This window comes from Coleofasciculaceae cyanobacterium (genome assembly GCA_036703275.1).
Taxonomy (GTDB): Bacteria; Cyanobacteriota; Cyanobacteriia; order Cyanobacteriales; family Xenococcaceae; genus Waterburya.
On the sequence record DATNPK010000054.1, the window covers coordinates 1 to 15841 of the forward strand.

18 protein-coding genes are annotated in these 15841 nt (G+C 41.5%); 16 read left to right on the forward strand and 2 right to left on the reverse strand.

The genetic code is table 11. The annotated features are described in order from the left end of the window. The 5 genes from V6C71_09955 to V6C71_09975 form a co-directional block, all read left to right on the forward strand. On the forward strand, positions 1-295 hold a 295-nt coding region (locus V6C71_09955; protein HEY9768804.1), incomplete at its 5' end, for a hypothetical protein. Positions 296-337: 42 nt separating this feature from the next. Beyond that, complete coding sequence (locus tag V6C71_09960) at positions 338-658, forward strand: RusA family crossover junction endodeoxyribonuclease (GenBank protein ID HEY9768805.1); 321 nt, start codon at positions 338-340, stop codon at positions 656-658. A gap of 128 nt (positions 659-786) precedes the next feature. Continuing rightward, a complete protein-coding gene (locus tag V6C71_09965; protein ID HEY9768806.1) occupies positions 787-1257 on the forward strand; it encodes a hypothetical protein in 471 nt (156 codons plus the stop codon). A gap of 59 nt (positions 1258-1316) precedes the next feature. Further along, entirely contained in the window at positions 1317-2408 is a 1092-nt protein-coding gene (locus V6C71_09970; GenBank protein HEY9768807.1) for a phage major capsid protein, read from the forward strand. Between the two features lie 3 nt (positions 2409-2411). After that, complete coding sequence (locus V6C71_09975) at positions 2412-2594, forward strand: hypothetical protein (protein ID HEY9768808.1); 183 nt, start codon at positions 2412-2414, stop codon at positions 2592-2594. A gap of 15 nt (positions 2595-2609) precedes the next feature. Here V6C71_09975 and V6C71_09980 read toward each other — a convergent pair whose 3' ends face one another. Next, entirely contained in the window at positions 2610-3392 is a 783-nt protein-coding gene (locus tag V6C71_09980) for a hypothetical protein (protein ID HEY9768809.1), read from the reverse strand. A gap of 408 nt (positions 3393-3800) precedes the next feature. On the opposite strand from V6C71_09980, the gene V6C71_09985 reads away from it, so the two are divergent. From V6C71_09985 to V6C71_10010, 6 genes are all read left to right on the forward strand, one after another. Beyond that, positions 3801-4055, forward strand: a complete 255-nt coding sequence (locus tag V6C71_09985) for a hypothetical protein (protein HEY9768810.1) — start codon at positions 3801-3803, stop codon at positions 4053-4055. A 246-nt stretch (positions 4056-4301) separates the two neighbouring features. Beyond that, a complete protein-coding gene (gene parA, locus V6C71_09990) occupies positions 4302-4943 on the forward strand; it encodes a ParA family partition ATPase (protein HEY9768811.1) in 642 nt (213 codons plus the stop codon). Then, the gene (locus V6C71_09995; protein ID HEY9768812.1) at positions 4933-5148 is read left to right on the forward strand and encodes a plasmid partition protein ParG; all 216 of its coding nucleotides are present in this window, start codon (positions 4933-4935) and stop codon (positions 5146-5148) included. Before parA ends, V6C71_09995 begins: the two co-directional genes overlap by 11 nt. An 8-nt stretch (positions 5149-5156) precedes the next feature. Then, positions 5157-5333, forward strand: a complete 177-nt coding sequence (locus V6C71_10000) for a hypothetical protein (GenBank protein HEY9768813.1) — start codon at positions 5157-5159, stop codon at positions 5331-5333. 196 nt (positions 5334-5529) lie between these two features. After that, positions 5530-6648 carry a cellulose binding domain-containing protein gene (locus tag V6C71_10005; protein HEY9768814.1) on the forward strand — a complete coding sequence of 373 codons (1119 nt, stop codon included), beginning with the start codon at positions 5530-5532 and terminating at the stop codon, positions 6646-6648. 496 nt (positions 6649-7144) lie between these two features. After that, a complete protein-coding gene (locus V6C71_10010) occupies positions 7145-7738 on the forward strand; it encodes a tyrosine-type recombinase/integrase (protein HEY9768815.1) in 594 nt (197 codons plus the stop codon). 3 nt (positions 7739-7741) lie between these two features. On the opposite strand, the gene V6C71_10015 is transcribed toward V6C71_10010, so the two are convergent. Further along, on the reverse strand, positions 7742-8932 hold the full coding sequence (locus V6C71_10015) for an RRXRR domain-containing protein (GenBank protein ID HEY9768816.1): 1191 nt from the start codon (positions 8930-8932) through the stop codon (positions 7742-7744). A 601-nt stretch (positions 8933-9533) separates the two neighbouring features. Between V6C71_10015 and V6C71_10020 the strand changes: the two genes are divergently transcribed. The 5 genes from V6C71_10020 to V6C71_10040 all read left to right on the forward strand — a co-directional run. After that, positions 9534-9692, forward strand: a complete 159-nt coding sequence (locus V6C71_10020) for a hypothetical protein (protein HEY9768817.1) — start codon at positions 9534-9536, stop codon at positions 9690-9692. A 158-nt stretch (positions 9693-9850) separates the two neighbouring features. After that, complete coding sequence (locus V6C71_10025) at positions 9851-10687, forward strand: hypothetical protein (GenBank protein HEY9768818.1); 837 nt, start codon at positions 9851-9853, stop codon at positions 10685-10687. 659 nt (positions 10688-11346) lie between these two features. Continuing rightward, positions 11347-11631, forward strand: coding sequence for a hypothetical protein (locus tag V6C71_10030; GenBank protein ID HEY9768819.1), 285 nt, complete (start codon positions 11347-11349; stop codon positions 11629-11631). Continuing rightward, complete coding sequence (locus V6C71_10035; protein HEY9768820.1) at positions 11628-15215, forward strand: plasmid replication protein, CyRepA1 family; 3588 nt, start codon at positions 11628-11630, stop codon at positions 15213-15215. Before V6C71_10030 ends, V6C71_10035 begins: the two co-directional genes overlap by 4 nt. 56 nt (positions 15216-15271) lie before the next feature. Next, positions 15272-15841 (forward strand): DUF5895 domain-containing protein (locus V6C71_10040; protein HEY9768821.1); only part of this gene is annotated, 570 nt, incomplete at its 3' end.

Consider the following 15841-nt stretch of genomic DNA (forward strand, 5'->3'; position numbering starts at 1 on the left):
TGCTCATGCGGTTTATCAGCCGAACCTAGTCAGACAAAAAGCTACTTCAAGCCATAATGGTCAAAGTTCTTTTGCCGTGATGACTGAGAGTTTTGTTGAACCAACAATAGCTAATTTTGGTTCTTTGATTATTAAAAATGGGTCACACCTTAGCCAGAAAATTAGGGAATTTATCGAAACTACCAAGCCTTGGGTAGAATTTGAACCAGTTGAAAATTTGCCCAGAGATGATGAGGCACAGCAATTCGTCGAACTACCCGAACCGAACAAAAGCCTCGAAACAATACCTTTTTAAGGATACATGAAACTATTAATTCAGCCAGTACCAAAGCCACGCATGTCTCGTCGGGATAGATGGGCGGAACGTCCTTGTATAATCAGATATTACCAGTTTAAGGATGAGCTTAATAGGTTGTGGGGCAACAGAGAAATCGTTCAACCTTGCCACCTTGTATTTCACCTGTCTATGCCTAATAGCTGGAGCAGCTCCAAACGAGAAAAAAAGCTAGGTCAACCTCATCAACAAAAACCAGACATCGACAACCTAATCAAAGCATTTTTCGACTGCCTTTTAGTTGATGATTCCCACATATATGATGTGCGAGGCAGTAAGTATTGGTCTAACACTGGTTCGATTGAAGTTATGGATAATATATAACGCCACATACCTTTTGGGTCCTTCCTGGAGGTAAATCAATGCGGTTGGGCAAACCCCGCCATAGGTCTAGATGCAGAAAATTTGACAGCTTGTTGTGGTGGCGGGCTTGTTTTGGGAATTTTAAATGGATGGAATACTATTTATCGGCAGCAAGTGCGGCTAGTCTGGTAGGCGTTCACCCTCGCACGATCGAGAATTGGGCGTCGCAAGGGTATTTAGAGCGAGAAAAAGGCAAATACGGGCTAATCTCCGCGCTCAAGTATCGTATCGAGCAGTTAGAGTCAAAAAATAGCGACCTAAAAAGCAACCCCCCAAAGGAAGAACTGCTTTTACAAAAGTTACAACAGGAAGTATTGGAGCGCACAGCGATCGCCAGAATAAAAACTATGGAGGCAGACGTTATGGAAGGACAACTAGTTAATACGGGTGAAGTGGTAGAAACCTGGAAAGGAGCGATCGCCAAAACTAAGGCTAAATTTATTGCTTTGCCTGCCAAACTGGCGCTGGAACTGTCGGGCATGGATCGACCAGAAGATATACAGGCAAGACTGGCACAAGTTATCGACGAGGCGTTAATTGAAATGGGTGCTGGCGATTAGGGGGGCGGTTGCCAAATATTCGAGTACGATCGAATATCCCCATCAATTCTTGAATCGATATGACTACTTCAACCCCCAGTCTCGACCAAATTCGCAGGCAAAGCAATAAATACTCTTTGTCTAGGCTGATAAAAAGCAAATTTACTAATAATGATGTGGGCTGCTTAGAGCGAGAAATTTCTCAGGATTTAGAAGCAAAATTTGGGCGAAAAGAATTTGATTTTCTAATTCCTCCTGAAACGTTGGGCCTGCGAGCCATCTCGACGGACAATAGTGGCGGCAATCTAATCGCCATAGAAAAGAGCGATTATCGTTTCTTCGCTCCTGAACCAGACAGCAAACTTGCTCTTCTTGGTGCAAAAATACTAACCAATCTTAAAGACCAATACGAGATTAATGGTTCAGCGCAACCGTTTCAGGCCCATTGGGTCGGGGAGCGGGGACAAATAGCTGATAGTCAACCCCCCATCGATCGGGTAATTCTCAAACCGAAAAAATTAGTTGCCTCCTGCACGATGACCATGGAGATGTGGCACTGTGCAAACGAATTTTCCTCGGATTTTTTGGCAGCGGGAATGGGGCGCGCGCTATGGACTCAAATCGATCGAGCGTTACTTGTAGGCAGCGGTGTTAATCAACCTCTGGGATTGGCTTCGCAGGTGGGTATCAATTCAATTGTTTTGGGTTCTGATGGTGGTGAGTTAGATTGGGCTGGGCTGGTTCAGATGGAAAGCCTGGTTACTCGCAACAATCCCAGCGAGAAAAACCTAAGCTATTTAATTAATAGCGATTGCGCTTCGTATCTAAAACGGACCGAGAGAATAGCTGGCAGCCGCGAATTCATCCTCAGCGACCAACCGCTGCGACCAACAGATCAGCTTAAAATTCTAAATTCTCGGCTTTGTGGGGTTAGCAATAATTTGCCCAACAATCTGGTTAAGGGGTCATCCTCTGATTTGAGTATGGCCTTGTTTGGTAACTGGTCGAGTGTCGTAATCGGTATTTTTGGCGCGATCGACGTACAGGTTGATGAGTTCTCTAATAACAATTTTGCCAACGGGCTTGTCACTTTGCGAATGGCGGTTAAAGTTGATACAGGAGTTCTAAACCCATCATTATTTAGCATTGCCACTGATATCAGAGCGATTTAAACCATGAAAAAAACTCAACTAACAGATTTAAACAAACCAAACATCAAAGCTAAAGTACGAAACTTCATGCCAGTCCATTTACAACGGGGGCGAAAAACAGATATTTATTTGCAAGATGAAATTCTTTGGCTAACGTCATCTGAGGCAAAACAATATCAACATTTAATTGAGATCATATCGGAGTAAATTTGACGCGCCTCATCAAGGGCGCGCAGGCGTGGATGGGGTGAAGCGCGAAGACAAATCGCTTTCGAGAGTATCGATATACTTTCCGCGAGCGCGCATTTTAGAGATGCCGAAAAGCTTCTCTGCTTCGTTGTCTCTAAACGATTGAACAAAAGCAGTCTGGCTAGATCTATAACCTCGCTTTTTTGCGATCGCAAAAGCTTCCTTGAGAGATATTAATCGATCGGGTTTGGATTCCTCTATCTCTTCAAAAATAGGTGCTATGGAGTCTCGATCTACTTGCGTGGTAGTTTTAGTTTCTTCATCTTCCTCAGCTTTCGCTTGTCCTGAGACATTCTCCAAGGGGCGCAGATCGTTATCGGCTACTACAGTAGAAATTTTTTGAACTTCGAGGGCAATCGCTCTAAGAAATTCCTCATCACTTTTAAGAACTGCGATCGCCTTCGGCATGGCATAGCCAATCGCCTTGGGCATAGCGTAGTCAATCGCTTTTTCTATTTTTTCATCTATGTCGGTATCGGGTTTACTGTCTGATAGAGTATCAGATTGTATTTGTTTAATTTGCGATTCTAGCTCTCGGACTCTATCAGATAATGTATCGGGTATACTACCTGATGCTTCTCCCTTTAGATTTTCTATACCTAATTTAAGTAGCTCGATAATAGTGCTACTAACTTGGGGTTTTCCTGTTTTGTGATAGACAGGAGCGTTATATTCTTGAACAGCTATTTCTTCAATCTCATTATATAGATCTATTGGGACTCGCACGTCGCAGCGTTTAATATGGTCGTCTGGCATATCAGATAAGTATCGGATCGGGTAACTGATATATTCTAACTTAAGCTATCAGACAATATCAGATAAGTAACGGATAAATAGTTGGTACTAATCATTAGATAATCAGCAAACAAACAATTAATATATTTAAGCTCTTGTTTTATCAGATACGTATCTGATAGTATCAGATATAGAGATGGCAAAAGGACGGTTCACCACCGACCAAAGTAGTTAAACCGCCTTTTCAATCTCGTACATTAATCAATCTCTTGGAAAATGCACAAATCAAATATACCAAACAAAACCTGTAAAGACTGCCCCCACGCTATGCATAGCAAAATATCAAAAGTCCTTTACACCTGCTCTCTTTGGGGTGAAGTCGTAAAGGAATCTGATAAGAGTTGTAATTCTGTGGGAGGTGCGTGAGTTATGGCTTATTCCTATGGAGAATCAAGAAATCTTCGAGATTGTTGTCAGAAAATCGACGATATTCAGGATGTTCGTCAATTCCTAGTAGATCTTAAAGAATACTTAGACGAACGAGGTTGTGATTTTAAAAATGACATGGACACCAGGGACAATAACGACGCTCTAATAGATTTACTGGTGTACCTCAAAGAGCAAACCAAAGCACAGATCGAGGTAGTAGATTTTTTGAAGAGATTTCCACCTCAACTGAGATAGCGATGCCTTTATGCCCTGCATGATATGCCCGTGCATGACTAGCTTCGCATGACGCGAACTTCTAATCATGCACGGACGCGAAGCGGTATGCTTTAGCACTAGCTACGCGTCGCGATTCATCGAGTGCCTTGTTGCCGAAGGCTGAGAGTTCTCTCACACTCAGTTAAAATTTAACTCGTAACCTTTGAGTAAATGAAACTAACTTCATTACTTAATTGCATCATTCACTCATTTACTTAATTGAAGATGACTATTATTATTAGCATTTTGAATCAGAAGGGGGGAAGTGGTAAGACAACCATATCCACTAATTTAGCCCATGCGCTTGCAAAGGATGGTCACAGTATTTTGCTAGTTGATTCTGACCCTCAAGGCAGCTTAAGAGACTGGAATGAAGCAAACGGAGGGGAATTATTACCCGTTGTTGGATTGGATAGAGAGACATTGCCCAAGGATCTTAAAGCTGTTTCTGATGGTTATGACTTTGTAATTATTGACGGTGCGCCACAGATAGCTAAGATGTCGGCAGCAGCAGTTAAAGCAGCAAATTTAGTACTCATCCCCGTTCAACCATCGCCTTACGATATTTGGGCTTGTGCGGATTTGGTAGACATCATTGCAGCCAGACAAGAGGTTACAGACGGTTCACCACTGGCTTATTTCATAATCAGTAGAGCCATTAAAAACACCAAGCTGGGCAATGAAATAAAAGGCGCATTGCTAGATTACGAACTGCCAATCATGAAGACGTTTACTACCCAAAAAGTTGCCTATCCCACCACCGCCGCCGAGGGAAAAACTGTATTTAACCAACCTGGGTGCAGTGCAGCAAAAGAAATCACCGCTATCAAAACTGAAGTACTGGAGATCTTAAATTATGGTGCTTAAAGCAAAAAAAACTCGTCGCGATCGCCCTGACAAGGAAGAAGCTATTAATGAGGCGATTAAACCAGATACCAAGAGATTGAATGCAGAAATACCCAGAGAGCTACACAGCAAGCTCAAGACCTTTGCAGCGAGACAGGAAACTAAAATAACTGAGGTGGTAATAGAAGCAATTACTGAGTATCTGAGTAAAAATTCAAATGAGTAAATGAAGCTTTGAGTAGAATAATCTTACTATTGTTAATCATTGCGTATGAAGTAAGAGATGTTATTCACGAATGGCGTGAAAGTGCGATCGCGCGAATCGATAATTTGCATCCTATTTCCAGCATTCTATCGCCAATGGCTTCAGCTCAACAGACAACACGGACATCATATGCCCTAAAGGACTAGCTTCGCGTCGCGAAGCGGTATCCTTGATAGACGAGCGCCTGGGGAAACCCCAGGCGACGTGTCCTCTTTTAACTCACTGTGATTGTGTGATCCTAAAGCCCGCTCCAAGACTTGTGAAGTCACGGTGAAGCCAAGATAAAGCTTTTATAAAGGTAATTAAGTTAAACAAATCAATTACCTCCTTACTTAAAGTACTATGGCTATCACCAAAATCTCTAACTCAACCCTTTCAGCAAACAGCTACATATCAGAAGACTGGAAAGGAGGATACAAACTCGAAGTAGATTTAACCTCAAGCGCAGTTGCTAAAGACTGGAAGCTAAACTTCAACCTAGCCGACTACAGCATCAGAGGAGCTTACGGCGTAGATTTAGTCAATAACGGTAAGGGCAACTATACAATCGACGGACAAGGCAAGGGACAGACTTTAGACCCAGGAGAAACCGTCAAAGCCACCTTTGTTATTGACGACAAAGGTAAAAACGCAGTTGTTCCCAAATTTACTACTAATTTAATGGGGTCGGTCATTAGCGATCCTATATCTGCACCTGCACCCAAACTGAGTAAAGGCGCTATCACTGTCGGATTTGAGAATCACAAAGGCGGCACTGTCTATAGCAACGCAGCTCAAAGTAAAGACTGGAAAGTTGATTGGTCTATTCAGATGGACAAGTTTGCTTCTATTGAGAGTGGAGAAGCTCACTCTGGTAACAACTCGCTCAAGATGGACTATCCTGCTAACGAACAGTCTAACGCTGGTGCGAAGTGGATGATTCCCGACGCGAAAGAATATTATCTTTCCTACTGGCTTAAGTTTGACAAAGGCTTTGATTTTGATGGCAGCAAGTTTAGTGGCGGTAAGCTACCAGGACTAGGCGAAGGCGATCTCGCATCTGGAGGGACAAAACCTAACGGCAACAACGGCTTCACTTCTAGATATATGTGGCGCGAAGGTGGCAAAGCTACTGTGTATCTATATCACATGGATCAGCCTGGAACTTATGGCGAAGATATTTTACTCAAAGGAAAAGACGGACAAGATAAGTACTTTCAACCTGGCAAATGGCACAATTTGGTTCAACGTGTTGAAGTTAATGATGCAGGTAAGGCTAATGGTGAGATGGATGTTTGGATGGACAACGAAAAGGTGTTAGACATCGACGGTTTAAGACTTAATAACGGTCAAGGTATTGATACAACATATTTCAGCACTTTCCACGGTGGTAACGGTCGCGAATGGTGGCCTAGCCAAGAAGTCAGCGCTCACTTCGATGACTTTGTGATTTCGACTAATGCCGCTGATGTCGGCTTATGATTTTAGCTGGCTCAACTCATTATTCGGGTAGTGTAATAAAGATATCGCTCGAGCAAAACAGTTGAATCTGAAATAGCTATTAGTTATTCTATGAATGAAGCGGCGTTGGTAAATTATAATTAAATGACAGTTTGGATTGCCGTTAAGTGTTCTGGTTACCACTCGACACATGTAGTAATCAATGACAAATCATCAAAGGGCAAAGCAACGTTATTTCTGTCCTAAAGCGATCGCTATACCGAATCATCAATAAAATCGCATTCGGGACAATCAAAGTGAACTATTTGGTTTCCTCGATTAAATCTATGTCTGCATTGAGGACAAACAAAGCGTAAAGTTTTATATCTTCTAAACTGTACCAGTTAAAAATAAATATCTTCAGTCCCTTACAGTTTAAAAATAAGTACTGATAATAACAGCTATCAAATCAATAGTTAATTACGCTTCACAAGCTGGCAAATGTCATTACACCCTAGTTAATATCAAAGCCGAGAAATTGACCCAATACCGCGACACAAAGGGTATCCCCAAAGAGCAGTTTAAGCTCATGCTGGATGCAGTAGACACCGACACTATCAAAGGATTGAGAGACAGAGCTATTTTGCTTCTGTTGTGGGGTAATGCCTTAAGACGTTCTGAGATTGCTAACTGTGATGTTAGAGACTTTTTCCCGACGGCGGGAGAATTAACCATCATTGGCAAGGGTAAAATCGGACAGCCTGAAACTATTTCTCTGGGTGCTGGTGCGATCGCTGCGATCGATAACTGGTTAAGGTCGAGAAAAGATTACACACCTTCAAATCCTTTATTCTGTGCGGTACATAAAGGATATTGGGGTAATCGATTACATACTCATTCAATTTATCAGTTGGTGCAGAAGTACGCCCAAAAAGCGGGGATAGATAAGGTTATGTCTCCCCATAGAATCAGGCATTCATCTATCACCGAAGCTCTTAACTTGACTAACGGGGATGTCAGGAAAGTTCAGAAGCTATCAAGACATAGTAACCTCAATACTCTGATAATTTATGACGATAACAGGCAAAACTTACAGCGCGAGGTAACAGGGATGCTGGATGATTTGTTTTGACACTCATGCGCTCTTTTCAAAGATTTTAAATAGTTGTTTACAAATTAATCCAGTAGAGCGTTGCAATAGCTGGACTTTAGATTTTGAGAATTGAGCTATGCGTTTCCAGTCAATATTAGAAACCGACACCTGAGTTTTGGTATCACCACTGCACCAACCTTGATACTGAATACCTTTCCTTTCAGCCAGAACATAATCACCTTTGCGGAATCCATGGCGAGTAACCGAGCCACCATACTTGCGTCGCAGCGCATTCGCGCAGATCGTCGTCTTCGACGACTGGCAAGGCTTTGCCTTGCGCCCGCCCTTGGCGAATACCATCAGATGCAACTGTCTTCTCGATATGGGAGGACGACGAATTACAAAGAATGGAGCGCTAGTTATATTAACTTTGCCTTGCCAGCAATGACCACGACAGTTTGAATTTTCAAACTGTTTGTAATCTTCAAACTGACTGGCAGCTAACACCACACCATCAACTGCATGAGTCGCTGGAATAGCATCGCTTTTGTTATGTTTTTGTTTTTCCAAGCCAAAATGTTTTCTAAGATTCGCTGTTTCCCAACCAAGTTTTTTAACTACTGGAGCAAGTTTACTTAGCTGTTTGATAGCCCATTTTTGACCCACCATTACAGCAGAGAATCCAAAACCCGAACGTGCGCCTTTACGACCCGAAGTTAGATCGACATCAGCTTTAACATATTCGTAAACGATTGAGGTAATGGGAAATATCTTACACAGTTCAGATATGACTCTGATTTCTAGTTGCCTGTTAGCTCTGATAGATGGCGGTACTTTTTTGCTACGACGATTAGAAAAACGTTTTTGCCTATGCGCCCTTAACTGAAAAGGTAATTTGCGATTGATTCGCCTACCTCTTCTGTTGCGTCGCATCATGCTTCTTTGCTTCATGCGCTTTTTGACGGTTTCAAAAGGCAAAAACAAATGAGCGGTAAACAAAGTAGCTAATTTACTTTGTACTCCAATCCCTGAATACTTTTTTCCTGGGTCAACTCCTACACCAATTGGCTGTGTTTTTTTGCTTGATGGCTCAAAAGTTAGCTGGATATAATATTGACCTAGTTTGTTGTGCTTACCGATAGCTTTACCATCTCGTACTAGCTTTCTAGCTTTTGATGGTTTGGTCGGCATCAGTGGTTTGTTGTCTTTGTCTACTACTGGTACTCTGTGCATTCTGGATATAATCCTTTTTAAAGTTTTAGTCCCTTCGGCTACCTAATCTCAGATGTCTTGGCTTTACCCAACGACCAACCCAATGGTCTTAGAGTTAATCCGAACTAGGGAAGTATTCGGAAGTCTATGCCGAAATTAGGCTATTAGCCTAGTCAACTCTTAGTTGTAACCAGGGTTTTACAAGCCCACGCTATATTTCGTTAGAAATTAGCGTTGGGTAGTTGACCTCGGCATCAGTCATATATAAGTGGGTGGTAAACATCTGTACACAATCATCCAAACCAAGGTGACAGGCTTTCTGTTATCCATGCCAATGCGCATTCTAGATGAGCAATCATAAACTTCAAGCAAAAGATATGATTGCTCTTAATCATGTGTGCGCGGAACGTCGTCATTAACCTTTGAACAATGCTAGAAATCATTGTCTTTTCTTACTATTTGAGCGTTAATTAATAAATGGCGATCGCTATCTTTATTTCTATTATAGTATTACTGAGTAATATTAAAAATTATTTAAGCATCAAAACTATGTGATAATATTGCTACCAGTTAAACATACTTAATGCGAAACTGTAAACAGCAATAATATTAAATATGTTTTATGGCTCAACAAGAAAAATTGGTAAGGACATCTGTAACGGTTCCAGAATCGGTTATGAAAAAGTTTCGGGATTATTGCAACAAGCAAAGACGTTCTGTCTCGGCTCAAATGACACTTTTAATAGAGCAGCAGCTAGAGCGAGAAGAGGCTGAAGATTGACAAGCGAAAACTTAAATGTGCGGAGCGGACATCTCACGCTGGGCAAGAAACCCGCTCAGGCGTGTCCTCGCCTTTCGCCAATTGCCCTGTAAGACAAAAACTGGAATACAACTTAATTAGCCACAACAATTTAAAAACTTTATGGAGGCACACAAAATTTGACCGACCTGATTCTACCTGCATTGAGTGAATACCAAAAAGCCCCTCCCCCCGCCGACTATATTTTGGCAAACTTGTCGAATCCTCCTAGATATATTTTTGAGCAGTATGTGAAAAAAATAGTTCACTCAGATAATGCCGAAGTACAGGAGGAATTTTGTCATTGGCTGTCACATCCAGTAGCCGCAGCAGATCATGCTTTGTGGTCACAGTGGGTCTGTATTTTGAAATGGTTGTACAAGAAACGATGGCATCCAAAATTAAAGTTAATCGAAATTGATAAGAACAGAAAAACACGCGATTCATTAGAATGTTTTGCCGACTTGCTCCACAGCGCACTACTGGTTTGCGAACAATGTTATTTGTATGGAGACGTTTCTAGTTACGCACATCATCTTTATTGGTTTAGAGATATTGCTCTTGAGCTTCGAATAATTTGTTTCGATTTTCCCGCAAACAAAGAACAACTAGTTCAAAAGTTGCGTACTATCGCACAACAAATCAAGCTTGTCGAAAATCCATTTAATCCCATAGATCATCCCGCCCTATGGGAATTAATGAATGTGGCTACTGAATTAGCCACCAGTCCATCCTACAAAGGATTTCGAGGTAAATATCTAGTTAAGAAAAAATCTAATCAACAAAAACAGTCTGTTTATGAAATTGGGTTAGGAACAGCATTTTCTGCGGTTGCTAGCAGAATACAGAAAGACCACAATCTTGTTTCTATGGAAACATCAGCCGACAAAATATCACTAAATTCTGGCTCTGGACGAGGAAGAAAAATCCTTGTTCAAAAACTTTTTTTTGAAAGCATTACTGGACAACGATTGTAGCTCTTAAATTCTTTTGAAGCTTTTGGCGATTTAGTTGCTAAAGTTAATAGCAGAAATAAATAGATACGAATATGACTCCGATCCAAACTCAAACGCGAACGGCAAATGCTGATCAAACGAACCGCCGTCGGTTCAAAAAAAATATTTTAGTTAGTCAGAAGAAGAAAGGTTTTGATGAGATTTTAAATAATTAAATCGCGGACGCTTGTTGTAGCTTGTTGTAATTCTGGAAAAATTGTAACAAACTGCGTGGCCTCAAAAATTACTCGCATTATCAAGCATCAAAACACACAAAAGTTATTTTTAATATATCACGATGATGCGAAATAGCGGAATTGACTATCGATTCGACTATTGCAGTAAGTCCTAAAAATGACCATTTCATAGGACATTGAGCCACGCAGCCACCCTACACTCACTCATAAATTACAAACATTTAGGGGCATTCACAAGCGCGATTTAGTTATCTAAAAAACATTAAAATCTGCCTTCACCACAAAAATTTGAACAGTGAAGACAGAATGATTCTTATAGATACTCTATCACAATCCCGACTAAATCAAACCCGAAAAAAAGATAAAAGTCGCTGTAAACAACTTCTATCAGTTACTTCAATCCCGACCTTACAACAAATATCGTTATTTGATTTCCCAAAATCAGTGGAAGTTGATGACAAACCGTATCCGCTACAAATAACTTCAGTCCCCCACGGCGATAGGCTCAAAGCCGATTGGTGTTGTAAATTAGTCCACTATGAATCAGGCTTAAAATTGCCTGGTCAGTTTATCTACGACGAAGTTAAGCAAATTCTCGAAACGACGCGATACTGGGATTTTGCGCTAGATAGCAAGAGAATTCCAAAATGTAAAGACAGGCTGTTAGTGCTGCTTGAAGAGGTATGTAGCGATCACTCTTCCTCCAAAAAGCAGGAGGTGGCAGCGTGAGTAACTGGATTCGCTTTAATCATGGTGATTGCCCTGTTTGCAGCGGCTTAAGAAAGGATTGTCGCCAGAACGCCGAAACCAACCTGGTTCACTGTCGGAGTACAGATGCTAATCCTCCCGATTGGATATTTAGAGGTCAGGACGCTTGCGGGTTTGCGATCTGGGTTTATGCCCCCGACGCTGAAGCCTGGACGCAAGAAAAGCGCGAAGAATGGGAACGGGAACGAAAAGCAAAAAGACAAAAACGCCAACGTCAAGCACAGGAACAAAACGAGCGATCGCTCTCTGCGGTAGAAAGACATCGAGAAATTAAAAAAGTTTTATCTCAGTTATCTCTGAGCGATCGCCATCGACAACAGCTTAAATCCCGAGGACTGACAGACCAGCAAATAAAATCAGGCTTTTATCGCTCTTTGGGTCAGTGGCAAAAGTTAGATATTCCAGTTGACGACAGGCTAGCAGGGCTAAAATTTGGAGGGCGATCGCTAGTCAATCCCGATTCAGGTATTCTGTGTCCCATTCCTGACGCGCAAGGGCAACTAGTTAGCTGGCAGCTTCGACAAGACAATAACTTTGACAATAAATATATTTGGGCTGCTTCGGAGCGCCAAAGAAAAAATCGACCTACCTCGAAGACGAAAGAGTTTGGTGAATTGCCTCTAGGAGTATGGCAGGAATCCAGCAATAAGGGGTCAAATACGAATGTCGTGGGCTTAACCGAAGGAACGGGCATTAAGCCTTATATTGCCTCTTGTCGGCTCAATATTCCAGTCATTGGTGCCAGTGGTGGTAATTTTGCCTCATCTCCCAAAAGCCTAAGAGCTGCGTTGGAAAAACTGAAACCATCCTCAATCGTTTTTTATCCCGATGGTGGAGCGGTTTGTAACCCCAACATAGTCAGACAGTACAAAAAACTATTCGATTTGCTTTTAAGCTGGGGATACCAGCCAAAAATAGCGTGGTGGGGACAGATTCAAAAATCCGATGGCGACGTTGATGAGATTGATTCGGCTACTTTTTCAAAAGCCGAATATTTAACGCCAAAAGAGTTTTTTAAATTAGCCCAGAAACAACAATATATTCAAGGGCAATGGGATAACTGGCGCAACTATAAAAAGTTCACTCCACAGCTCAAGGTTGAGAAGAAATTTATTGAATTTGGCTTGCCTCAAAAAGATACAATTACCTTTATTAAATCGGGACTTGGAACGGGCAAAACTACTGAAATTATTCGGAATTTAATAGAGGTACAAAATTATGGAATTATTGGGCTAGGATACCGTAATACTTTACTTTTGCAGTTCAATGAAAAGGCTAAAAAACTTGGTTTTTATCATCTTCAAAGCGATAAGAATTTAAGAGAATTTAGTCTAGATAATCCTAGCTTACGAGTAACCAACTGCATAGATTCTTTAGTTTACTATGTCAAAGAACAATTTGACGGCAAAATAATAGTTGTTGATGAGGTTATTTCAGTACTCAAGCATTTACTATTTTCCTCGACTGTCAAGCAATTTTCTAAAGTTAAACAGCTATTTACGGAGATGGTTAATCGTTGCGATCGCCTAATCTGTCTCGATGGCTTCATGCAGGATTGGGCGGTTAATTTCTTTAAGGAACTGTGTCCGAGTAAACAGATAATTACCCTTGAAAATGTTCATCAAGGTGACAAAGCTCAGATTTATTTGCTCGAAGGAACTATTAATATTGACGAAAAAGTTATAGCAAACGATAGGACACTTTGGATAGAAAAATTATTAAATAGCGATTGCCCTGCTATTTGTTCTGACTCTCAAATATTTTGTGAGGCAATCGAGAGATTACTTCAAGAGCAAGGCAGGAACGGCGTTAGAGTTGATTCTAAAACTGTTTCAGAGAAGTACGTCAAAGACTTTTTTACCGAGCCTGACAAATACATTCGGTCAAGTAGACCAGAGTACTTGATTTACAGCCCATCTGCTGAAAGCGGTTTAGATGTCTCGACGCTCGATTACTTCAACGAGCATTTCTGCTTCTTTTTTGGGCAGCTAGATGTTGATTCCATGATTCAAATGCTCGGCAGGATTCGGGATGTAAATGTCCCCAAGTATATCTGGTGCAAAAAGTTCATTGCTCCCGAAGACACAAGCCGTCGGCCTTCTAACCTGGAAAGTATTCAAGCCGATAGAGCGCGATCGCTGATGTCTGAGTTAAATTTAATCATTGAGAACACCCCCAACCTCAATAAAGAACAGATTAGCTCTCAAATTCAAATTATTTACCAAAACAATTTAGATCCCTACGCTACCGCAGCCGACAGCATAGCAGCCATACGCAACTATGAGTTTGCTAACTATCGCGAATGCCTGAAGCGGCAGCTAATTGATTCTGGCTATTTCGTCGAGTCGGTCATCCCAGAAAGATTAAATCAGGCTAAAGCGATCGCGCTTCAGGAAAAAGAAGCCAAAACCGAAGTTAAACAGCAAAACGCCAGCGATATCTATCATGCCAGCGACCGCTATATCGGACAGAGCCAAGTCAATCTTAGCTTTGATGCTAGTTGGGAGACTCGCTGCTCGGTAGTTAAGGCAAAATTAGTCTCAGAGCTTCCAGGCATCAATCGAGATCCTGTCTGGAGTCCTGAATTTATTAAATTACTCAAATACGACAAGCCCAACCTAATCAATCAAACGAAACTTTACTACCTGCTAGCAAACCCAGAATTAGCCAAGGAATTGAGTCTGGAGAAATATAACAGGATATTCAATCGAGGTGCGATCGCTGCACCCTGGAAGCTGCGACAAGACTACCTGAAGATTAAAACACTTAGGGATGTTGGTCTATGTGACTTTATTCAAACTGCGATCGATAATCCTGATTTTAGATATACGGCAAATTGTCCTCAAGTCAAAGCAATTATTGACAAATGCCGAAGGAAAAAGAATCGAGACGTACTGGGAACGCCAGGGTCAGACCCAATTAAGTCGATCAATAAACTACTGCGCTCCGTCGGCATTGAAACGACAGCCAAAAAAGTCAAGCGATCGGGTAGAACAATTTCCGTTTACGCGATCGACCAAAAACACCTACTGGATCAGAAGCGATTGGCAATTCTTCGGGCAATTAAGTTGAAGTATGATGAAAAAATCAACATGAATAATGCACCTTTGGAATGGGTGGCACATGACAAAAATTTCCCCCAAAATAGCCCGATACAAAAATCGCCTCTAAAAATCGCTGAAAACACTGATAGACAAAGCTTAGATGCGGTTGCACTTTCTCCCTGTTTTTATATAAATAATACTAGCATCTGCAACCCCTATTTCAACCATCAATCCCTGGCTTATTTACCTACACAAATGAGTAATACAAACCAAATACAAAATGGCGGATTCGATTCGGATCTCGATAGCCCTGAATCAACTAGCGATTTAGCAGGTATGCTCGCCCAGCTAGAGGATGGCGAGCAACTAGCAGAGCTATTGACCGTTCCCGAATTTACTCGAATTAGGCTAAATCGAGCGTGTCGATTACTCCCCCCGTCGCAGCAGCAATTAATCCGAGGCTGGGCGATAGAAAATCAGCGACAGCAATCGACGGCATAACCAGGTTGACTAAAAAATCAATGTAGTTAACAATTTATTAAAAACCATGAATGACTATGAACGATAATCAAGATTTTGGTTTCGACTCTGATGAATATAAAGGTGCATTAGCTAGTGTTCCTTACGCGCAATTTCTCAATGCCAGCAGTCAAGATTATGGCATAGCAATCACGTCAGCCAATGCCGAACTAGCCGAGTTTGAACTGATAGATACTTGGCGACCAATCGAACATCAGTTTAGTGATGGTACAAATGAAACTCTTCTAGTGTCACAGCAGCCAAGACTGCTGGTACTAAATCGTTCACAGCCTTTAATGAGCGACGGAATTACAACCGTCCCTTATTCCAAGGTAAAGAACGCAGCAGGAGGATTCAAAGCTTTTAGCTATGTTGTAGTTTGGTTTCTCAATAACAACAATCAGCCTTTATCCGAGCTACCCTTTCGACTCAAATGCTCTGGGTATGCAGGCTTAACTTTTCTCAAGAATTATAGTTACTACAACAATCCCTTATCTTTTAGTAAAAAGTTTCTTAATGTCTATAAATCTCTGACAGGCGATCGCGCGATCGATAAAAATGAGGTTTTTTATGCTCATGCGGTTTATCAGCCGAACCTAGTCAGACAA